Origin of the sequence: Aeromonas caviae (genome assembly GCF_000819785.1) — a bacterium.
Taxonomy (GTDB): domain Bacteria; phylum Pseudomonadota; class Gammaproteobacteria; order Enterobacterales; family Aeromonadaceae; genus Aeromonas; species Aeromonas caviae.
The window spans coordinates 1-19,814 of record NZ_CDBK01000045.1 but is presented as its reverse complement, the minus strand read 5'-3'; the positions used below and the strand labels follow the sequence as shown (position 1 = coordinate 19,814).

Annotated in this window: 18 protein-coding genes and 1 pseudogene; 9 read left to right on the top strand and 10 right to left on the bottom strand. The window is 63.2% G+C overall.

The features are described from left to right. Positions 1-178: 178 nt before the first annotated feature. Positions 179-433 carry a DinI family protein gene (locus BN1120_RS07770; protein WP_042015484.1) on the bottom strand — a complete coding sequence of 85 codons (255 nt, stop codon included), beginning with the start codon at positions 431-433 and terminating at the stop codon, positions 179-181. Between the two features lie 226 nt (positions 434-659). Here BN1120_RS07770 and BN1120_RS07765 point away from each other — a divergent pair, with 226 nt between their 5' ends. Both BN1120_RS07765 and ykgO read left to right on the top strand, forming a co-directional pair. Continuing rightward, positions 660-929 (top strand): type B 50S ribosomal protein L31, encoded by a 270-nt coding sequence (locus BN1120_RS07765; protein ID WP_039040091.1) that lies wholly within the window; start codon positions 660-662, stop codon positions 927-929. After that, positions 926-1,051 (top strand): type B 50S ribosomal protein L36, encoded by a 126-nt coding sequence (ykgO, locus tag BN1120_RS07760; RefSeq protein WP_010674479.1) that lies wholly within the window; start codon positions 926-928, stop codon positions 1,049-1,051. The genes BN1120_RS07765 and ykgO overlap by 4 nt, the downstream gene beginning before the upstream one ends. A 69-nt stretch (positions 1,052-1,120) precedes the next feature. Here ykgO and araC read toward each other — a convergent pair whose 3' ends face one another. The 4 genes from araC to BN1120_RS07740 all read right to left on the bottom strand — a co-directional run bounded on the left by araC (position 1,121) and on the right by BN1120_RS07740 (position 5,761). Beyond that, entirely contained in the window at positions 1,121-2,032 is a 912-nt protein-coding gene (araC, locus tag BN1120_RS07755; RefSeq protein ID WP_039040092.1) for an arabinose operon transcriptional regulator AraC, read from the bottom strand. A 132-nt stretch (positions 2,033-2,164) separates the two neighbouring features. Continuing rightward, positions 2,165-3,166, bottom strand: a complete 1,002-nt coding sequence (araH, locus tag BN1120_RS07750; RefSeq protein WP_010674477.1) for an L-arabinose ABC transporter permease AraH — start codon at positions 3,164-3,166, stop codon at positions 2,165-2,167. Positions 3,167-3,214: 48 nt separating this feature from the next. Continuing rightward, positions 3,215-4,711 carry an L-arabinose ABC transporter ATP-binding protein AraG gene (gene araG, locus BN1120_RS07745; protein WP_042015480.1) on the bottom strand — a complete coding sequence of 499 codons (1,497 nt, stop codon included), beginning with the start codon at positions 4,709-4,711 and terminating at the stop codon, positions 3,215-3,217. Positions 4,712-4,777: 66 nt separating this feature from the next. Further along, positions 4,778-5,761: an arabinose ABC transporter substrate-binding protein gene (locus tag BN1120_RS07740; protein ID WP_039040094.1), complete on the bottom strand. Its 984-nt coding sequence runs from the start codon at positions 5,759-5,761 to the stop codon at positions 4,778-4,780. A gap of 360 nt (positions 5,762-6,121) precedes the next feature. On the opposite strand from BN1120_RS07740, the gene BN1120_RS07735 reads away from it, so the two are divergent. Genes BN1120_RS07735 through araA form a run of 3 tightly spaced genes read left to right on the top strand, consistent with a single transcriptional unit; the run spans position 6,122 to position 10,007 of the window. After that, entirely contained in the window at positions 6,122-7,798 is a 1,677-nt protein-coding gene (locus BN1120_RS07735; protein WP_042015477.1) for a ribulokinase, read from the top strand. Then, positions 7,795-8,493 carry an L-ribulose-5-phosphate 4-epimerase gene (locus tag BN1120_RS07730; protein ID WP_042015473.1) on the top strand — a complete coding sequence of 233 codons (699 nt, stop codon included), beginning with the start codon at positions 7,795-7,797 and terminating at the stop codon, positions 8,491-8,493. The genes BN1120_RS07735 and BN1120_RS07730 overlap by 4 nt, the downstream gene beginning before the upstream one ends. A gap of 14 nt (positions 8,494-8,507) precedes the next feature. Continuing rightward, complete coding sequence (gene araA / locus BN1120_RS07725; RefSeq protein ID WP_042015472.1) at positions 8,508-10,007, top strand: L-arabinose isomerase; 1,500 nt, start codon at positions 8,508-8,510, stop codon at positions 10,005-10,007. Positions 10,008-10,078: 71 nt separating this feature from the next. Here the strand turns inward: araA and BN1120_RS07720 are convergent, their stop codons facing one another. Next, positions 10,079-10,969, bottom strand: coding sequence for a LysR family transcriptional regulator (locus BN1120_RS07720; RefSeq protein ID WP_042015470.1), 891 nt, complete (start codon positions 10,967-10,969; stop codon positions 10,079-10,081). A 115-nt stretch (positions 10,970-11,084) separates the two neighbouring features. On the opposite strand from BN1120_RS07720, the gene BN1120_RS07715 reads away from it, so the two are divergent. From BN1120_RS07715 to BN1120_RS07705, 3 genes are read left to right on the top strand one after another with little or no spacing between them, the layout of a single operon-like run. After that, positions 11,085-12,236: a methionine aminotransferase gene (locus BN1120_RS07715; RefSeq protein ID WP_042015467.1), complete on the top strand. Its 1,152-nt coding sequence runs from the start codon at positions 11,085-11,087 to the stop codon at positions 12,234-12,236. A gap of 8 nt (positions 12,237-12,244) precedes the next feature. Further along, positions 12,245-13,060 (top strand): carbon-nitrogen hydrolase family protein, encoded by an 816-nt coding sequence (locus BN1120_RS07710; protein ID WP_042015513.1) that lies wholly within the window; start codon positions 12,245-12,247, stop codon positions 13,058-13,060. Between the two features lie 53 nt (positions 13,061-13,113). Beyond that, positions 13,114-13,884, top strand: coding sequence for an ABC transporter substrate-binding protein (locus BN1120_RS07705; protein WP_041211345.1), 771 nt, complete (start codon positions 13,114-13,116; stop codon positions 13,882-13,884). Positions 13,885-13,976: 92 nt separating this feature from the next. On the opposite strand, the gene BN1120_RS07700 is transcribed toward BN1120_RS07705, so the two are convergent. Both BN1120_RS07700 and mprF read right to left on the bottom strand, forming a co-directional pair. Then, entirely contained in the window at positions 13,977-14,690 is a 714-nt protein-coding gene (locus BN1120_RS07700) for an AcvB/VirJ family lysyl-phosphatidylglycerol hydrolase (protein WP_042015463.1), read from the bottom strand. Between the two features lie 10 nt (positions 14,691-14,700). Further along, positions 14,701-17,256: a bifunctional lysylphosphatidylglycerol flippase/synthetase MprF gene (mprF, locus tag BN1120_RS07695; RefSeq protein WP_042015462.1), complete on the bottom strand. Its 2,556-nt coding sequence runs from the start codon at positions 17,254-17,256 to the stop codon at positions 14,701-14,703. Between the two features lie 219 nt (positions 17,257-17,475). Between mprF and BN1120_RS07690 the strand changes: the two genes are divergently transcribed. After that, positions 17,476-18,186 carry a metallophosphoesterase gene (locus BN1120_RS07690; protein ID WP_042015461.1) on the top strand — a complete coding sequence of 237 codons (711 nt, stop codon included), beginning with the start codon at positions 17,476-17,478 and terminating at the stop codon, positions 18,184-18,186. A gap of 800 nt (positions 18,187-18,986) precedes the next feature. Here BN1120_RS07690 and BN1120_RS20675 read toward each other — a convergent pair. Both BN1120_RS20675 and BN1120_RS07685 read right to left on the bottom strand, forming a co-directional pair. Continuing rightward, a pseudogene (locus tag BN1120_RS20675) lies at positions 18,987-19,260 on the bottom strand (leucine zipper domain-containing protein); the annotation flags it as partial. 161 nt (positions 19,261-19,421) lie between these two features. Then, positions 19,422-19,814, bottom strand: a 393-nt coding sequence (locus BN1120_RS07685; protein WP_042015459.1) for a pyruvate kinase alpha/beta domain-containing protein, incomplete at its 5' end; no start/stop codon positions are given.

Here is a 19,814-nt window from a genome sequence, read left to right as displayed (position 1 = left end):
CGCCTTTCGCCTTTCGCCTTCATGGTCATGCGCTTACCCCATCAACGCAACACGCAGCCCGAGGCTGCGTGTTTTGAAGAGCGGTTCGGCAAAGCCTGTACAGGGATCATCATCCGGCTGGAGGTTCCTCCTCGCGGCCTGGCAGATCACGACGATGCTTGCTGCTGAGAGCTTATCTTCAGGCCTCCACAGCCTCTTCTTCCGGCATCCAGCTATCGGCGTTTTCCCACACCTCCTGCACCATGGCTTCGGCCAGCTCCTTGTCTTCCTTGCTGGCGCGACTGACCGTCAGAGCCATGGCACTACCCGGTGCCACCCGCACATGCAGATCGGGAAAGCGCTCACCCAGTTGCTTGAGCAGCTCCTGGCGCAAGGCCTCCATGGTCGAGGTGGGGATCTGGTGTTTTCTGTCGATGATGATTTCCAGGCGCATAGGGTTCGTCTCCATGATAATTAACTGTATTTTTATACAGTAACTTTAAAAAGTAAAGATGGTGGCTGCACATAGGCCCTCACCGTCCATGCCTTCTCGCTGATGATGTGCAGCCGAACGGCCCCGATTTTCCACCCATCGCTGTCATCATGGAAAAAACAGTTGATATTGATTCTCATCCATCGCATTATTGATGGTGTGTTATAACATAACAACAGAGGCAATCATGCGCCCCCATATTCACCCTGAATACCGCAAGGTTCTGTTCCACGATCTCGCCAGCAATACCTACTTTCTGATCGGCTCCACGCTGGCCACCGATCGCACCAGAGAGTGGGAAGATGGCAACACCTACCCCTATGTGACGCTGGATGTCTCCAGCGCGTCCCACCCCTTCTATACCGGCAAACAGAAGCAGGTCGGCAAGGAAGGTCAGGTCGCTCGCTTCGGCCAGCGATTCGGTCAGTTCTTCAGCAAAGGAAAAGAGAAACAATGAAAGTCCTCGCCTCCCTGAAATCCGCCAAGTCGCGTCACCCGGACTGCCAGATCGTGCGTCGACGCGGCAAGCTGTTCGTCATCTGCAAGAGCAATCCCAGGTTCAAGGCTCGTCAGGGCTGATTGCGCATCCGCCCCCTCATGGATAACAAAAGCCCTCGTCATGAGGGCTTTGTCATCTCTGGGCTCTGCTCACAGCGGGGTGGCGCACTTGCGGTACTCGGTGGGGCTGACCCCTACCCGCTTTCGGAACACCCGCGAGAAGTAGAGCTGATCGTCATAGCCCACCTGCTGGCCTATGGTGGCGACCGACAGCGGCGTGGTCTGCAGCAGCAGCTTGGCCCGCATGATGCGCTGATCCTCGCGCCAGCGCACTATGCTCACCCCCACCTGCTCGCGAAACAGGTGCGCGAGGCGCGAGGGAGACAAGAATACCTGCTCCGCCAGCGCTTCCACCGAGATCTCGGCCGAGAGGGACTCGCTCAGGATCTGGCACGCCTCGTGGACCCGGTGATCGATGGCGGGATAGGCATTCTGGGACGATGCCTCGTAGCAGCGGATGAGCAACCGCTCCAAGAGGTTCATGGCGAGCTGCTCCGACATGGGCCGCAGCTGCTTGTGGGTCTCCTCGATGTCGAGGAAGAGGGCGTCGAATTCGGTGAGCAGCTGGTTGTCCGCCAGTTGCAGTCGCCCCACCTGCTCCGTCACCTGGGGCCACTTGAGCCAGTCAGCCCAATAGGCCCGCGGACGGAAATAGACCCAGCGGTGATACCACTCCCGGGCATCCGGCGCCCGGCCGTAATGGTGCACCGCCGCGGGTGGAAAGAGCAGCAGGTCGCCGGGTTCCACGGTGAAGGCCTTGTCCCCCTGAAAGATCTGCCCCTTGCCCTTGATGGTCAGATTGACGATGAACCCCTTCATGCCGTGGGGCCTGTCGATGGTGAAATCCAGCGCACTCCCCTGCTCGATGGGAGTCATCCCCGAGACCAGGAAGACGTCGAAGGCGTAGCCAGGCAGCAGGGGATTGAGTTGTTTCGGCTTCTCTTTTTGCATCGAGGACATGGCGGAAAACAGGGTTTCGGTAAAAAAGTCGACATGGGCCATTGTAGAGATCCGGCGTAGGAACCCCCTAAGTTCGCAAGCTGTTCGTTGTGAAATTGTTGAACTGGCTCACAGCTTGCCGGGGAAAACACCGGGCCGGCGCGAGGCCGGCCCGGTGACGAGGAAAAACATCGCTCAGATACGGGCTTTGCGCACCTGCTTGTAGCGGTCGAACAGCACGGCGGCGAGCAGGATGAGGCCACGCACCACGTACTGGGCAAACGGGGATATGTTGAGCAGGTTCATGGCGTTCTCCATCAGCCCCAGGATCAGCACCCCGGCGATGATGTAGGAGATCTTGCCGATCCCCCCCTTCATGGAGACCCCACCCAGCACGCAGGCGGAGATCACCACCAGCTCGAAGCCGATGGAGGTCATGGGCTGACCCGAGGTCATGCGGGATGCGAGGATGATGCCGGCGAGCGAGGCGATGAGCCCGGTCATGGTGAAGATGATGATCTTGGTGCGCACCACGTTGACCCCGGCCAGACGTGCGGCCTCCTCGTTGCCCCCCATGGCCAGGGTATTGCGCCCGAAGGTGGTCTTGTTGAGCAGCAGACCGAACAACACGAAGCAGACCGCCGTCAGCCAGATGGGCGTCGGGATGCCGAGCAGGGCGGAGTTGCCAAGCTCGAAGAAGCCCTCCTCCACGATGCCCACCGCCTTGCCGTCGGAGATGATGTAGCCCACCCCGCGCGCCATCTGCATGGTGGCAAGGGTGGTGATGAGGGCGTTGATCTTGAATTTGGCCACGACGATGCCGTTGATGAGGCCAAAGACAAGGCCCACCGAGAGACCGGCCAGAATGCCGAGGGGGATGCTCTCGGTGGCGTTGATGCCCACCGCGCAGGCGACGCCGGAGCAGGCCACCACGGAGCCCACCGACATGTCGAACTCGCCGGAGGCGAGGCAGAACAGCATGCCGCAGGCCACCATGCCCGACATGGAGACGGCAAGCCCGAGCCCCCGCATGTTGATCAGGCTGGCGAAGTTGGGGACCAGTACGCAGGCGAGCAGGAACAGGATGGCGAAGATCACCAGCATGCCGTACTGATCCCAGATGCGGGTCAGTTGCAGGCGGGTACCGCTCGCCGCGGTGTCGTTGGCGGCTTGGCCGACCGAGGTCGTTGTTGTCATGGTATTTCTCCTGAAAATTCCGGGTGCTATCTCGTTGCGGTCAGCAGATCAACGGGCCGGCATGGCCAGATTGAGCGCCTTGACCTCGTTGGCCTCGTCGTGGGAAAGCTCGCCGGCGATCTCCCCCTCCCGCATGACCAGGATCCGATCCGCGATGCCCAGCACCTCCGGCAGCTCGCTCGAGACCACCACCACGGCAATGCCCACCTTGGCCAGATCGTAAATCACGTTGTAAATCTCGTTCTTCGCCCCGACGTCGATGCCCCGGGTCGGTTCATCAAGCAGAATCACTTTCATGTCTTCCGACAGCCAGCGCCCCAGAATGGCCTTCTGCTGGTTGCCGCCGGAGAGGTTCATGATGGCCTGCTGGGGAGACGGGGTCTTGACCCGCATGTCGCGGATCCGCAGCCTCGCGTTCTCGTCTTCCCACTTTTGGTTGATCCAGAAGCCTCCCCACGCGTGGTGGCGGCGGGCGCTGATGTTGATGTTCTCCTGCACCGAATGGATGGGGATGATGCCAAGGGCCTTCCTGTCTTCGGTGCAGAGCATGATGCCGCTGCGAATGGCGTCGATGGGGCTCTGAATGACCACCTGTTTGCCAAACACCGATATCTCGCCCCCTCGAGGTGTCTCGGCGCCGAAGATAAGCTTCATCAGCTCGCTGCGCCCGGCCCCCACCAGCCCGAAGATGCCGAGGATCTCCCCGCGTTTCACCTCGAGCGACACCGGCGCCTTGAGGCCGGGCCCCATCAGGTGCTCCACCTTGAGGCCCGTCTCACCAAGCGGCCTTGGGCTGTAGCCATAGATGTCGGTCAGCTCGCGCCCCACCATGGTCTTGACCAGCAGATCCCGGTCCACCTCGGCCATGGAAGCGAAGGTGCGCACGAACTGGCCATCCTTGAACACCGTGATGGCATCGCACAGGGCGAAGATCTCGTCCATGCGGTGGGAGACGTAGAGAATGACCTTGCCCTCGTCCCGCAACTGGCGGATGACCCGAAACAGCTGCTCAATCTCGCGGGACGACAGGCTGCTGGTCGGCTCGTCGAAGGCGATGACGCTGGCATCCCGGGTCAGGGCCTTGGCGATCTCCACCATCTGCCACTGACCCAGGGACAGGTACTTGAGCGGCGTCTCGGGGGAGACATCCATCCCGAGGCGTGCCAGCTGCCTGGCCGCATCCTGATAGAGCTTCTCCCGATCGATGACGCCGCGCCGGGTCGGCAACTGCCCCAGGTAGATGTTCTCCGCCACGCTCATTTCAGGGACCAGGTGCAGCTCCTGATAGATGATGGCAATCCCGCTCTCAAGGGCATCGACCGTGTTTTGGAACACTTTCTCCTGACCCGCCAGCTTCACCACCCCGCGGGTGGGCGCCTGAAAACCGCTCAGGATCTTGAGCAGGGTGGACTTGCCGGCCCCGTTCTCTCCCATCAGCGCGTGTACCGTGCCCTGCTGGCAGGCGAAGGAGACGTTCTGCAGCGCCTTGACGCCGGGAAACTCCTTGCTGATGCCGCAAAACTCCAGATATGGAACTTGATTCATGAGATGACTCCAGCCAGCCGGCACGGCGCACTCCGCCATGCCGGCATGGGTATCAAGGGATGGGGATCACAGCCCTTTCTTTTGCAGCTCGGCCTTGAAGTTGTCGCGGGTGATGAGCACCACGTCGGTCACCTCGGTGAACTTGGCAGGCTCGGCGCCGTTGACGACCCAGTCATGGAGCATCTGGATGCTCTTGTAGCCGTGTACGTCCGGGCTTGGCAGCAGGGAGCCGAGGAAGCCGGTGGCGCTGGACTTGGAGAGCTCGTTCACCGCATCCACCCCGTTGATACCGATGCCGATGACGTTCTCCGCCTTGAAGCCCTGCCCTTCGGTGGCGCGCACGCCGCCGAGCACGGTGTTGTCATTCATGCCGACGATGAGCCAGTTCTTCACCTCGGGGTGTTGCACCAGCATGGAGTTGGCGGCATCCAGCGCCCCCGGAATGTCGTTGCTCTTGGTGGGTGCGCGGAAGATCTGGCCCTCGGGGAAACCGGCGGCCTTGAGCGCGCCCAGGGAGCCCTCGACCCGGCGACGGGCGGTGTCGAGCTCGTCAGCGGTGATGGCGAGCACCCCGGTCGCCTTTACGTCCCACTGGCGCTTTTGCATCTCCTTGTAGAGCTCCTGCCCCTGACGCTCGCCAATCTTGGTGGCGGCCATCATCACCAGCGGCACCTGCTCCATGGGCTGGCCCTTGGCGTTGACGAACTGGTCATCCACCGTGATGACCTTCAGATCCATGCTGTTGGCCTTCGCCATGATGGCGGCCCCGAGCTTTGGGTCAGGGGTGCAGATGACGAAACCCTTGGCGCCATTCGCCGCCAGACTGTCGATGGCATTGAGGGTCTTCTCCCCGTCGGGGACGGCTATCTTGATCACCTCGAAGCCCAGATCCTTGCCCGCCTTGTCGGCGAAGTTCCACTCGGTCTGGAACCAGGGCTCCTCGGGCTGCTTGACCAGGTAGCCCAGCTTCAGCGCTTCGGCCGAGAAAGCAGAATTTGCCATACCAAGGGCGAACCCCATCGCGATCATGCCTTTAACGATTTTGTTCATGCGAATGTCTCCAACGGTTCTATCAATCCATGTATCCACGCAGTGCTGCTCGTTGAGTCAATCAAGTCGCAGCCATATAAAAACATGCTTAAACAGGACGTTATTGTTGTTGCTGGTTGAGCGAACCAAGTTGTAATCGTTTTCACAATTAAAAATGGAGAGCAGGATCACGCCATGAGATTGCAGCCATTTCGTCTATATAATTAGCAATTTCGTCACATATTGAATTTTAGAGAGCCGTCACCCTGTCGCACTGACAGCGTTAAAATCCATATTTCCAGCAGCCAATGGCTAACCGCCCCTCCTGCCCATCTCCTATGGTTCCCCCCAGTCACCCCTCATTGATGGTCAGGAGCACTTATGTCTGAGCACATCGTCATCGGACTCGATTTCGGCAGCGACTCGGTCAGGGCACTCGCCGTGCGCTGCCAGGACGGCGCCGAGCTGGCGACCCATGTCGTCTATTACCCGCGCTGGCAGGCAGGCCACTACTGCCAACCGGTCAACAACCAGTTCCGCCACCACCCCCTCGACTATCTGGAATCCATGGAGCAGGCAGTGGTGGCGGTGGTGAGCCAGCTCACGCCGAGTCAGCGCACCGCCGTGCGCGGCATCGGGGTGGACAGCACCGGCTCCACCCCCGCCCCCATCGACAGAGAGGGGCGCGTGCTGGCCCTGCGTCCGGAGTTTGCCGACAACCCCAACGCCATGTTCGTGCTGTGGAAGGATCACACCGCCATCGAGGAGGCGGAGGCCATCACCGCCCTGTGCCACGGCGGCCAGTTCCCCGACTACAGCCGCTACATCGGCGGCATCTACTCCTCCGAGTGGTTCTGGGCCAAGATCCTGCACGTCTCCCGCGCCGATGCCGCCGTGCGCGCCGCCGCCTGCAACTGGGTCGAGCTGTGTGACTGGGTACCCGCCATCCTGAGCGGCACCCAGGCCCCGGCCACCCTCAAGCGCGGGCGCTGTGCCGCCGGCCACAAGTCCCTCTGGCACCCGAGCTGGGGCGGCCTGCCCCCCGCCGACTTCCTCAATGCCCTGGATCCCCTGCTGACGGAGGATCTCGATTTCCCCCTCTTTACCGACAGCTGGACCGCCGATCTCCCGGTCGGCACCCTGACCCCGGAGTGGGCGGAGCGGCTGCACCTCTCCTGCGAGGTGGTGATCGCCGGCGGCGCCTTTGACTGCCACATGGGGGCGGTGGGAGCCGGGGCCGGCACCAATGCGCTGGTGAAGGTGATCGGCACCTCCACCTGCGACATCCTGATCGCCGACGAGGCCACCATTGGTGATCGGGCCATTGCCGGGATCTGCGGCCAGGTGGATGGCAGCGTGGTGCCGGGCATGGTGGGGCTGGAGGCGGGACAGTCCGCGTTCGGTGACATCTATGCCTGGTATCAGCGCCAGCTCGGCTGGCCCCTTGACAGCCTCGCCGCCCAGTATCCGGAGCTTCGCACCGCCATCGAGCGCCACAAGCAGGCCCTGTTACCCAGCCTCGCCGCCGCCTGGGATCAGCAACGCGACCTGGCGCACCTGCCGGTGGTGCTCGACTGGTTCAACGGCCGGCGCACCCCCTATGCCAACCAGCGCCTGCAGGGTACCCTCACGGGGATCAACCTCGGCACCGATGCCCCCGATCTCTTCGGCGCCCTGGTGGCCTCCACCGCCTTCGGTGCCCGCAGCATCATGGAGTGCATGACCAGTCAGCAGGTGCCGGTAGAGCAGGTGATCGCCCTTGGCGGCATCGCCCGCAAGTCCACCACCGTGATGCAGACCTGCGCCGACGTGATGAACAGGCCCATCCAGGTGGTGGCCTCGGATCAGTGCTGCGCCCTGGGAGCGGCCATCTTTGCCGCCGTGGCGGCCGGGATCCATCCCGATGTGGCCAAGGCCCAGCGCCACATGGCGAGCGCCGTGGAGCGCACCCACCAGCCACACCCCGAGCGGGTCGCCGAGTATGAACGCCTCTACCAGCGCTACCTCGCCTGGGGCGCCGCCGCCGAACCCCTCTACAACCGGGGGGTGCCGGCATGAACCTCAATACCCTCAAGGAGCAGGTGCTCGCCGCCAATCTGGATCTGCCGCGCCATGGCCTGGTGACCTTCACCTGGGGCAACGTGAGCGGCATCGACCGAGAGCGCAATCTGGTGGTGATAAAGCCAAGCGGCGTCAGCTACGAGCGGATGCGGGCCGAGGACATGGTGGTGCTGGATCTGGCGGGCAAGCAGGTGGAGGGGGACCTTCGCCCCTCCTCCGACACCGCCACCCACCTGGTGCTCTATCGCGCCTATCCGGAGCTTGGCGGCGTGGTGCACACCCACTCCACCCACGCCACCGCCTGGGCCCAGGCGGGGCGCCCCATCCCCATTTTCGGCACCACCCAGGCCGACTACTTTCACGGCGAGATCCCCTGCTCCCGCCTGCTCACCCCGGGCGAAGTGGAGGAGGACTACGAGGGGCTGACCGGTCATCTCATCGTCGAAACCCTCAAGCAGACCCCCATCCTCACCATGCCGGGGGTGCTGGTGGCCAACCACGGCCCCTTCAGCTGGGGCAAGAGCGCCGAGGACGCAGTGCACAACGCCGTGGTGCTGGAAGAGGTGGCCCGCATGGCCTGGCTCACCGGCCAGATCAACCCGGGGGCCCGCCCCCTGCCCGATTACCTGCTGGAGAAGCACTACCAGCGCAAGCATGGCAAACACGCCTATTACGGCCAGACAAAAGCCTAAAAGAGGACAAACTCATGGAATTGATGAAACAGCTGGAAGTGTGGTTCCTGGTCGGCAGCCAGCACCTGTATGGCGCCACCACATTGAAGCAGGTGGCCGATCACGCCCACACCATCGCCAGCCAGCTCAACGAGGGGGCGAACCTGCCCCTCAAGATAGTGCTCAAACCCACCGGTACCACCCTGGATGAAATCAGCGCGGTGGCCCGGGATGCCAACCACGACGAGCGCTGCGCCGGGCTCATGGTGTGGATGCACACCTTCTCCCCCGCCAAGATGTGGATCCCGACCCTCAGCCAGTTGCAAAAGCCCCTGTTGCAGTTCCACACCCAGTTCAACCGGGATCTCCCCTGGAGCGAGATCGACATGGACTTCATGAACCTGAACCAGACCGCCCACGGCGGACGCGAGTTCGGCTTCATGGGGGCCCGCCTGCGGCTGCCCCGCACCGTGGTGGTGGGTCACTGGCAGGATGAAGAGGCAAGACAGAAGATTGGCAACTGGATGCGCATCGCCGCCGCCATCCACGACAGCCGCCACCTCAAGATCGCCCGTTTTGGCGACAACATGCGCAACGTGGCGGTCACCGAGGGCGACAAGATTGAGGCCCAGATCCAGTTCGGCTATCAGGTGAACTACCACCCGGTCGGCGATCTGGTCAAGGTGATCGATGCCGTGCCCGAGAGCGACATCGAGGCGCTGCTGGCCGAATATGAGGCGACCTACACCCTGACCGAGGCGGTGCAGGCGGGCGGGGGGCTTCGTGCCTCCCTGTATGAGGCGGCGCGCCAGGAGCTGGGGATGAAGAAGTTCCTCACCGACGGTGGTTTTGGCGCCTTTACCACCACCTTTGAAGATCTCTATGGTCTGCACCAGCTACCGGGCCTCGCCTGCCAGCGCCTGATGGAGCAAGGCTTCGGTTTTGGGGCAGAAGGGGACTGGAAGACCGCGGCCCTCTTGCGCACCCTGAAAGTGATGGGCGCAGGCCTTGCGGGGGGTGCCTCCTTCATGGAGGACTACACCTACCATCTGGAAGCGGGCAACAACCTGGTGCTGGGAGCCCACATGCTGGAGGTCTGCCCCTCCATCGCCGCAGGCAAACCCGTGCTGGACGCCCAGCACTTAGGCATAGGCAAGAAGGCCGATCCGGCCCGCCTGCTGTTCGCGGCCCCGGCGGGCAAGGCGGTCAACGCCAGCCTCATCGATCTCGGCAACCGCTTCCGCCTGGTGGTCAATCAGCTGGAGGTGGTGGACCTGCCAGAGGCCATGCCGAAACTCCCGGTGGCCAGCGCCCTGTGGAAACCCCTGCCGGACCTGCAGACCAGCGCCGAGGCCTGGATCCTGGCGGGCGCCGCCCACCACTCGGTGTTCACCCAGGCAGTGGACATCGAGCAGCTGCGCACCTTCGCCGACATCATGGGCATCGAGTTTGTGGTCATCGACGAGCACACCCGCATCCCCGCGCTCAAGGAGCAACTGCGCTGGAACGAGGTCTACTACAAGATCTGCCAGTGACCCCTTAATCGGCCAGCGGCCATCACCATGACAACAGCCCCGCCCGCGGGGCTGTTTCATTTCGCGTCCCCTCAGGGATGACCCTCCCCCTCCAGCAGCCAGTGACAGACTCGCTGTACCCCCTGGCGCTGGCTGTCGGGCCGGGCGATCAGGGCGTATTCGTGATCCGTCTCCAGCACGGGGGCAAAGGGGGCGACCAGGGCGCCGCTCTCCAGCTCCTCGGCCACTATGGTGGGGTCTCCGAGGGAGAGGCCGAAGCCCTGCAAGGCGGCATTCATCGCCAAGTCCAGGGTATCGAATAGCTGGCCACCCTGGGGCTGCCAGGGGGTGGCAACGAAGGCGGCAAACCAGTTGCGCCAGTCCCGCCTATCGGCGCTGGCATGGATGAGGGGCAGCAGGGGCAGCTCGTTCAGGTCGCGCTCGAACAGGCGGTGCTTGGCGGCAAAGGCCGGGGCGCAGACCGGGGTCAGCCGTTCCCGAAACAGGGGCTGGCTGTGGGGATAGCGCCCCAGGCAGGGCTGGTAGACGATGGCGAGATCGAAGGGCTCCCGGGAGAAGTCGATGCCATGGCTGTGGCTGCCACGCACCTCCACCGCCTCCCCCTCGAACGCCTGCAACCGCCGCAGCAGCCAGCGGCTGGCGCAGGAGGGCACCTTGATACTGATGGCCTGTTCGTGGGGCAGGGTCTGCAAGGCGCTGAGCCCCTCCCCCATGCGGGCCAGCCCTTCACGAACGAAAGGCAGCAGCCGCTCGGCGGCGGGGGTCAAGGTGAGACAACGGGTGCCGCGCACGAACAGCAGGTGGCCCAGGCGCGCCTCCAGCTGGGCGATCTGCTTGCTCACCGCCCCCTGGCTCACGCACAGCTCGTCGGCAGCCAGGGTAAAACTCAGGTGGCGGGCAGAACACTCGAAGACCTGCAGGCCATAGAGAGGCAACTGAGTACGCGGCTGGGTGGACAACATGACAAGCCTCCATGCTTGAGAAAAACTCATGCGTACCATGCCGAATAATCCGTTGTCCGGCAAGCCTTGGGGGGGCTAAAAAGGGACCTCTTTCACACACGCAGGTGACGGCCCCATGCCCATCCCCCAGGTTTCCAGCAAACTGCCCCAGGTGGGCACCACCATCTTCACCGTGATCGGGGATCTGGCCGCCCGCCATCCCAGCATCAACCTCTCCCAGGGGGCGCCGAGCTTCCCCTGCGATCCCGAACTCATCCGGGTGACCCACGAGGCCATGCTGGCCGGTGAAAACCAGTACGCCCCCATGACGGGGCTGCCTGCCCTGCGCGAACAACTGGTAGCCAAGATTGCAGCCAGCTACGGCCATCACTATGACGCGGGCGAGGAGATCACCATCACCGCCAGCGCCAGCGAAGCCCTGTTCTGCGCCATCACCGCCCTGGTTCACCCCGGCGACGAGGTGATCATGTTCGAGCCGGCGTTTGACAGCTACCGCCCCATGATCCAGTTGCAGGGAGCCACCCCTGTGGTGATCGCCCTCAAGGCGCCGGATTTCGCCATTCCCTGGGACGAGGTGGCCGCCCGCATCACCCCCCGCACCCGCATGATAGTGCTCAACACCCCCCACAACCCCACCGGCACCGTCTGGCAGGCTGGGGATCAGGAGCGCCTCGCCCGCCTGGTGCGCGGCACCGACATCCTGATCCTCTCGGACGAGGTGTACGAGCACGTGGTGTTCGACGGCGCCCTGCACCAGAGCGTCATCCGCTATCCGGAGCTGGTGGAGCGCTCCGTCGCCGTCTTCTCCTTCGGCAAGACCTTCCACGTCACCGGCTGGCGGGTGGGCTACTGCGTGGCCCCCCGTCCCCTGATGGAGGAGATCCGCAAGGTGCACCAGTTCGCCATGTTCGCCGCCGACACCCCCATGCAGTACGGCTTCGCTCACCTGTTGCAGCAACCGGCCCACTATCAGGGGCTGGCAGCCTTCTACCAGCGCAAGCGCGACCTGCTCGCCACGGCCCTGGCAGATTCGCGCCTGACCCTGCTCCCCTCGGCGGGCAGCTTCTTCATGCTGGCGAGCTACGAGCGGGTAAGCGACGAGCCGGACAGCCTCTTCGTGCAGCGGCTCATCCGCGATCACGGGGTCGCCACCATTCCGGTCTCCGCCTTCTATCACGACGGCACGGATCAAAGAGTCATCCGCCTCTCCTTCTCCAAGGATGACGACACCCTGCTGGCGGGCGCCGAGCGCCTGTGCGCCGTCTAGGGGGCACCATGGATTCACTGCGCGTTGCCGTCCTCCAGATGGTCTCCGGGGATGACCTTGACCACAACCTGGCCCAGGCCGAAGTGCTGCTGCGTCAGGCGGCGGCCGAGGGGGCCGAGCTGGCCCTGCTGCCCGAATATTTCTACCTGATGCCGGTCGATGAGCGGGCGCGAGTGGCCCTGGCCGCCCCCGTTGACGATCACCCCCTGCTTGCCTGGGTACAGGGGCTGGCCCGGGAGCTCGGCGTCTGGATCCTGGCCGGCACATTGCCGCTTGCCAGCCACGAGCCCGGCAAGATGCACAACAGCAGCCTGCTCATCGACCCGCAAGGGCAGCTCGCAAGCCGCTACGACAAGCTGCACCTGTTTGGCTTTTGCACCGGGCAGGAGCAGTATGACGAGGCCGCGACCATGACCCCGGGCCGGGAGGTGGTGAGCCATCCCCTGCCCTGGGGCGTGCTGCGCCTCGGGATCTGCTACGACCTGCGCTTCCCGGAGCTGTTTCGCCTGGGGCCCGCCCCCGATTTCATCGCCCTGCCCGCGGCCTTCACCCACACCACCGGGCTCGCGCACTGGGCGCTGCTGCTGCGGGCACGTGCAGTGGAGAACCTGGCCTTCGTGTTCGCCAGTGCCCAGGGGGGACACCACCCCGGTGGGCGGCGCACCTTCGGCCACAGCATGATCATCGATCCCTGGGGCCGGATACTGGCCCAGGTAGAGGAGGGTCAGGGCATGGCCATCGCCACCCTGGATCTGGCGGCACAGCGCACGGTGCGCAGCCAGTTGCCGGCCCTCACCCATCGCAAGATAGCCGTCGGCCCTTGAGGCCGGCACCCTTTAGCACGCTAGGAATGACACCACACTTCAAGGGACTGACCATGAAACTCAACACACTGATGATGCTGATGGCCCTGGCCACCGCCGGCCAGGCCGCCGCCAAACCCCTGGTGATCGCCACCGATGCCACCTATCCCCCCTTCGAGATGGTCGACAGCAACGGCCAGCTCGGCGGCTTCGAGGTCGATCTGGCCTATGCCCTGTGCGCGGCCATGAAGACCGAGTGCGAAGTGATCAACCAGCCCTGGGATGCCCTGCTGCCGGGCCTGCAGGTGCGCAAGTACGACGCCATCATGTCCTCCATGAACATCACGGACGAGCGGCGCCAGAAAGTGGACTTCAGCCAGGTCTACTACATGATGCAGAACCGCTTCGTGGGGCGCAGCGACAAGGCCGCCGACTTTGCAGACGATCCGGCCCACTTCAAGGGCAAGGTGATCGCGGTGCAGGAGGGCACCCCCCAGGACAACTTCGTCACCGCCCGCTACGGTGAGGTGGCCAAGATCAAGCGCTACGTCAACGCCCAGTCCCCCATGCTGGATCTGCAGTCCGGCCGCGCCGACTACACCTTCGGCAACATGGTGCAGTTGAAGGTGGGCTTCCTCGACAAGGAGATGGGCAAGCAGTTCGCCTTCGTCGGTCCCCAGTTCAACGGCACCCAGGACAAGATCCTGGGAGAAGGGGTGGCGGTGGCCCTTCGCAAGCACGATGACAAGCTCAAGGCCCGCTTCGATGCCGCCATCGAGAGCGTCAAGGCCGACGGCACCTTCAACACCCTGCTCAAGAAGTACCAGCTCGAAGATCTGCTCTGATCCCGGCATGCCGGCCCCCTGGACAGTTGCAAGGGGCCATGGCAACAGGGCGGCCATTGGCCGCCCTGTGTCGTTTTACCGGCCTCTCGCCGTTATTGGGCCAGGCCCAGGTGCCCGGCAATCTGCTGGTACAGGGTCTGGTAGTTGTCGTCGAAGTGGTGGGAGCCCGGCAGGGTCACCGTCGTCACGTTCGGCTGCTGCAAGCGCGGACAGAGTTTGACCGGGGAGTCATCCTTCTCTCCCTGCACGCAGAGCAGCGGCAGAGTCTGGATCCGTGTCACTTCCGGCAGGGTGGGATAGCGGCCCCCCTTGTCGTGCACCACCATGTCGCTGACGTGGATCTCGAAATCCGATGCCGTCGAGGGGGAGAGCATCACGGCGCCCGCCAGGCTGTCGCGATAGGCTGGCGGCAGACGATTGATGACGAAGGGCACTATCTCGGCACCAAAGGAGAAGCCCACCAGCAGCCAGCGCTGGCGCCCCCAGCGGGACTGGTACTCGGTGAGGATGCGCACCAGATCCGCCGTCGCCTGCTCCGGCGTCTTCTTCTTCCAGTAATAGGAGAGCGAGCTCCAACCCACCACCGGCATGCCGTGGGCCTGCAACTGGGCGCTGAGCCCCTTGTCCAGCGCCGCCCAGCCGCCATCCCCGCTCATGAAGACCACCATGGGGGAAGACGAGGCTTGCGCCACGGGCAACTCCACCAGCCCCAGCTCCGCGCCGACCCGGCCCGGCTGGGCGGCCACTGCCGGCAAGGTGAACGAAGAGACGAAACAGCAAATCAACAGCAACAACATGGCTCTCATGGGCCAACTCCTATTTTTTCATGAGCCCGAAGGGGCCGCGACTGATGAGGGAGACGAGATGGGTCAAGGTGCGGGGCAGCACCAGATGGCCGGTACAGAGCAGGTAGCGGGGCTCCCACCTTGGGCCGAACTTCTCCTTGTAACGCCGCAATCCCTGGAAGTTGTAGAAACGGCTGCCCCGGGTGAACAGGGTGTTGCCAAGGCGGGCCCAGTAACCGCCCAGGGGGTTGTCGTTGAAGCCCGACATGGGGGCCATCCCCAGGTTGAAGCTGGCATAACCCTCCTGCTTGCCCCACAGCAGGAGCTCGACAAACAGGAAATCCATGACCGGCGCCGCCCCCGTGTCCAGGCTGTAGCGCATCAGATCGATGGAGAGGCTCTCCTTGTTGTCGCTGGTCCAGAGGTTGGCAAACCCGACGATCTGCCCCTCCCGCCGCACCAGCGCCATCGGGTTGAGGGTGAGGTAGGCGGGATCGAAACTGCCCACTGAGAAGCCCTTCTCCCTGCCCTGCTTGCTGTGCAGCCAGCTGTCGGAGATCCCCTTCAACTCGGGCAGCAGGGGGGCAATCTCACCGGGGGCCACCACCTCGAAGCGCAGCCCTTCCCGCTTGCCTTTGGCGTGACTCTGGCGCAGGTTGCGCAGGCGACTGCCGGCGAGATCGAAGCTCGGCAGATCCACGATGGCCTCCTCCCCGAGCTTGAAGGGGATGAGCCCGAGATCCAGATAGACAGGCAGATATCGGGCCGACACCTGGTAGAAGACCGGGCTGACGTCGTGCTCGTCACAGCGCTCGCGAAACTGCCAGAGCAGCTCCTCCACGAGGGAGGGCTGGCCGACGGGATCCCCCATCACTATCCAGCTGCTGCCCTCGGCCCCGTACATGAGGAACGCCTCGCCGCTGGGGTGGAACAGCAGGGACTTGTCCCCGAGCTGGGCCAGGTAGCCGTGGCCTCCCCCTGCCCGCATCACCAGCCCATGGGCACGGGAGAGCGCCTCGGCATCCGGCTTGCAGGCGGCGAGGCGCAAGGGAGCCAGCAGATGGGCCACCCCGACCACCGCCAGCACGCCGATGACGCTCCCCATGGCGCGCAGGGCACGGGAGGCGGCCCCGGGCCCGTGGGCCGAGACGTGCAGCCAGAGGGAGGGGTCGTACTCCACATGGCGGTAGGAGAAGAGCAGCAACCACAAGGCCCCCAGCAGCACGGCCCCCACCGACATCAGCCAGGAAGGGGTGAAGCGGGCGTGAAGCAGGGAACCCTTGCGATAAAAGAGGGGGCGGCAGGGGGTGATGATGAGCAAGAAGCCCCCGAGCAGCAGGGCCGACTCCCAGTCAAACCCCTTGAACAGGGAGAACAGCATGCCAAGCCCCAGCAGCCACTGGGTGATCCTGAATGCCCCGTCATGACGGCGGTAGAGGCTGTGGGCCAGCAACAGCAGCAACACGCCGCTGACGCTGCCGAGCACATGGGAGAGCTCCAGCAGGTGCAGGGGCAACACCTGCAGGAAGGCTTCGATCCGCCCCTTCATGGTGGGGATCATCCCGGAGCAGAGCAGCAGGGTGCCCGCCGCGAAGGTACCCATGCTCACCAGGGCGGGCACAAACTCCCGGGTCGCCATCATCACCCCCTGCAACCGGTGCAGGCGGGCCCGCTGTTGCAGCAGCTCCTGACCTGCGAACAGCAGCAGGGCACAGAGGAAGGGCAGGAAGTAGTAGACGCAGCGGTAGATAAGCAGGGAGGCGAGCAGCTTGTCCACCGGCAGATAGTGGGTGAGCAGCAGGCTCATGCTCGCCTCGAAGACCCCGATGCCCCCCGGCACATGGGCCAGCACCCCGAGCAGGCTGGAGAGCACGAAGGCACTGAGCAGCACCGGATAGGGCACGCTGCCCGATGGCAGCAGCACATAGAGCACGGCGGCGGCGGCCATCCAGTCAAGCAGGGCGATGAGCAGTTGCAGCAGGCGGTATCTGATACGCGGCAGGAACAGCGGGTGTCCGCGCCAGATCAGGGCTGTCCCCGGCCACACCAGATATGCCAGCACCGTCAGCAGGGCCAGGCCCCCCGCCAGTTGCAACAACCCGGTCGCCCAGCGGGGCCAGTCCATCAGCAGGGCCGCCCCCTGCCCCAGCAACAGGGCACTGCCCCCCCAGCCCAGCAGACCGAGGAAGAAGGTGATGGAGCAAAAGAGGATCACCCTGGCCACCTCCCCGGTGCCAAGCCCCAGAGAGGAGTAGAGCCGGTAGCGTACCGAGGAGCCGGTGAGCAGCGCAAAGCCCAGGGTGTTGGAGAAGGTGTAGGCGATGAAGGAGGTCATCCCCACCTGCTGCCAGGGCAGTCGCTTGTCCAGCACCTTCAGGGCCAGCAGATCGTAGCAGCAGAGGCAGCCATAGCTGAGCAGGGTGAGCAGCAGGGCGCCCCCCAACTGCGGCAAGGGTTGAGACCAGATGGCCTGGCGGATGTCGTGCCAGTGCCACAGGTGGGTCAAATGATAGAGGACGGTCAAGGCCGCCCCCAGCAGCAGCAGGCTGCACAGGGGGCCTATCCAGATCAACAGCTGACGCCGCATTCAAGATTCCTGTCAAAAAGCGTGGAGAAAGAGAGGCTCCGAAAGCGGGCGGACAAGGCGCCCTCCCGGAGTGACTCCCCCACAGGCGGCGCGTGACGCCGCACGTTCACGGGGGCAATCCTATGATTTACCAGGCTCTGCCCGCTCGCCACTTTTCTTCTGTAACCTTATGTACAGGCAGACAAAACATCCCCGTCCGGGATAGAGGCAGGAGACGCCATGACACCCTCCCCCCTGATAAGACGCTTCCCCCAAAACGCCCTGGGGCGCGATCTGGCCGTCGGCGACATCCACGGCCACTTCGCCCTGTTGCAGCAGGCCCTCGACACCCTGAATTTTGATCCCGCCCGGGACCGTCTCTTCAGCGTCGGGGATCTGGCGGATCGCGGGCCCGAGTGCAGCGAGGTGATCCACTGGCTGGCCAGGCCCTGGTTTCACCCGGTCTGCGGCAATCACGACGACTACGTCTGCCGTTACGAGAGCTGCGATCGGGAGAACTGGATCCGAAATGGCGGCGGCTGGTTTCAGCAGCTGACCCCTGCCGAGCAGGCGGCGTTCGCCGTCCACTACCGCAGCCTGCCCCTGGCCATCGAGGTGGCCACCCCGGCCGGCCCGGTTGGGCTGCTTCACGCCGATTGCCCCTTCTCCTCCTGGCAGGAGCTGCTGGACCAACTCGATGCCGGGGTGAGCGGCGGACGGCTTCGGGCCATCAAGAACGTCTGCCTCTGGTCAAGGCGCCGTATCGAACGGCTGGACGAGAGCGGGGTCGCGGATCTCGCCGCCCTGGTGGTGGGCCACACCCCGGTGAGGGTGCCGATGCGCCTTGGCAACGTCCACTACATCGACACCGGCGGCTGGTATCCCGAGGAGGGCGGCTACTTCACCCTGCTGGACCTCAATACCCTGACTCCTCACTTTCCCCAGCCCTGAGCCGGACCGATGGGATGACCAGGCTCACGGACAACGCCCACTGCCCATTAAAGCGCCAGGCGAACGCCCCGGACTTCGCTCTGCCAGCGCGATGGTTTACCATGCAGGCAATTACGGTGCATGGCACCCCCACCCAGGCGCCAGTCGCCGCCGTCATCGGATACTCCTTTCGAGCAACATGAGCACATCAGCGCACCCGGCCAGCGGGCCCACGTTCTACTTCCACGTTTTGCAATATGTGTTTTTTAATGAACTGATTTATAAAGGTTTATGCTTCTTACGCTGCTGAACGTGGTACACAATTGGGACATGATGAAATTTGAGGACCATTTCTACAGATAGTAACGGTGTTCGTTTGAGTAACTTAACCGTCAGGACTTCATCCGCTTTGGCCGCAAAAATACAAGGTAAGGCCAGTTCAGCTGTTTCATATGTGAAACACAACATGCAGAAGTTCGTGACCATAAACTGCAAAAGTTCAATTTGTAGTTATATTTCAATGCATTGAAGCAGAATTCAAACAAAACCAAACGAGTCCTCAATGCTCATCTCTGTAGAAAGCACCAATCAACAGCCCATAGACCAACCGCATTCGGTCATCCCGGCCCAGCAATACACCGAACAATATCTCGCCGCTTGCCGGGTCGACCCCATGCCAGAAACACCAAATGGCGCTTCCGCCACATCCTGCCTAGCTAGTTCTTACGCTTACTGCGAGAGATGGGTGAGACCTGTGGGAAACGCCCGATGGCACGATTAATGCGGCATGATGGTTTACATTTCACACAGGCTACCACCACCATCCCATGACTGATGGGTCGATAGGTTTGTTGATGCTTGCGCAGTTCGATAATCCCTGTTGGCGCTGGTCATCGATGGCATGGGGGCAAGAAGAGTGACCGAGCAAGCCATCAGGTCCCTCCTTACGATATCGAGTGAGCCACTTGTCAGTTGCTCGGATAGTGACTCGGCAGCGTGATCCGCCTCTTCAACACGCAGGCCCTGTTCAAGGACGCGCCCGACAAGAAGCTGTCGACCAAGGACGGTTAAGTGGACATTTTTATGGTGGTTCACTCGCACATCTCCGACGATTAGTTTGGTTGGCGCCTCCAATTCTCCGGTAATGCCCCGAGTGAACAACCTGCAGAGAGATCACAGCTAGGGAGACCATATTACCCCCGATATACAGAACCCCCGATGTACCACATCGGAGGCTCTTGGTGATTAGAAGATGCTCAGAGCATATGAACGGAGGCGGTGTTGGTGGTACCGCTCGGTACCAGGGCACCGGAGACCATGACAACCACATCACCCTTCACGCCCATGCCGATTTCCAGCGCGGCTTCTTTGCCGATGCGATAGAAGTCGTCGGTGGAGGCGATGGAGTCAACCACGTGAGCAACCACACCCTTGGTCAGCACCAGCTGGGCAGCGGTCTTCTTGTTGGTGGTGATGGCCAGGATCCAGGCTTTCGGGAAGTACTTGCGAATGGCCTTGGCAGATTTGCCGCCTTCGGTGGCAACCACGATCAGCGGGGCGTCCAGCTTCTCGGAGGTCTCGACCGCGCCTTTGCAGACCGCTTCGGTGATGCGCAGCTTGTTGCTGTCATTGGCAGCAGACAGGTTGGA

Coding starts and splice junctions, on each gene's coding strand:
- BN1120_RS07770 (WP_042015484.1), bottom strand. CDS start 433: ATGCGCCTGGAAATCATCATCGACAGAAAACACCAGATCCCCACCTCG.
- BN1120_RS07765 (WP_039040091.1), top strand. CDS start 660: ATGCGCCCCCATATTCACCCTGAATACCGCAAGGTTCTGTTCCACGAT.
- ykgO (WP_010674479.1), top strand. CDS start 926: ATGAAAGTCCTCGCCTCCCTGAAATCCGCCAAGTCGCGTCACCCGGAC.
- araC (WP_039040092.1), bottom strand. CDS start 2,032: ATGGCCCATGTCGACTTTTTTACCGAAACCCTGTTTTCCGCCATGTCC.
- araH (WP_010674477.1), bottom strand. CDS start 3,166: ATGACAACAACGACCTCGGTCGGCCAAGCCGCCAACGACACCGCGGCG.
- araG (WP_042015480.1), bottom strand. CDS start 4,711: ATGAATCAAGTTCCATATCTGGAGTTTTGCGGCATCAGCAAGGAGTTT.
- BN1120_RS07740 (WP_039040094.1), bottom strand. CDS start 5,761: ATGAACAAAATCGTTAAAGGCATGATCGCGATGGGGTTCGCCCTTGGT.
- BN1120_RS07735 (WP_042015477.1), top strand. CDS start 6,122: ATGTCTGAGCACATCGTCATCGGACTCGATTTCGGCAGCGACTCGGTC.
- BN1120_RS07730 (WP_042015473.1), top strand. CDS start 7,795: ATGAACCTCAATACCCTCAAGGAGCAGGTGCTCGCCGCCAATCTGGAT.
- araA (WP_042015472.1), top strand. CDS start 8,508: ATGGAATTGATGAAACAGCTGGAAGTGTGGTTCCTGGTCGGCAGCCAG.
- BN1120_RS07720 (WP_042015470.1), bottom strand. CDS start 10,969: ATGTTGTCCACCCAGCCGCGTACTCAGTTGCCTCTCTATGGCCTGCAG.
- BN1120_RS07715 (WP_042015467.1), top strand. CDS start 11,085: ATGCCCATCCCCCAGGTTTCCAGCAAACTGCCCCAGGTGGGCACCACC.
- BN1120_RS07710 (WP_042015513.1), top strand. CDS start 12,245: ATGGATTCACTGCGCGTTGCCGTCCTCCAGATGGTCTCCGGGGATGAC.
- BN1120_RS07705 (WP_041211345.1), top strand. CDS start 13,114: ATGAAACTCAACACACTGATGATGCTGATGGCCCTGGCCACCGCCGGC.
- BN1120_RS07700 (WP_042015463.1), bottom strand. CDS start 14,690: ATGAGAGCCATGTTGTTGCTGTTGATTTGCTGTTTCGTCTCTTCGTTC.
- mprF (WP_042015462.1), bottom strand. CDS start 17,256: ATGCGGCGTCAGCTGTTGATCTGGATAGGCCCCCTGTGCAGCCTGCTG.
- BN1120_RS07690 (WP_042015461.1), top strand. CDS start 17,476: ATGACACCCTCCCCCCTGATAAGACGCTTCCCCCAAAACGCCCTGGGG.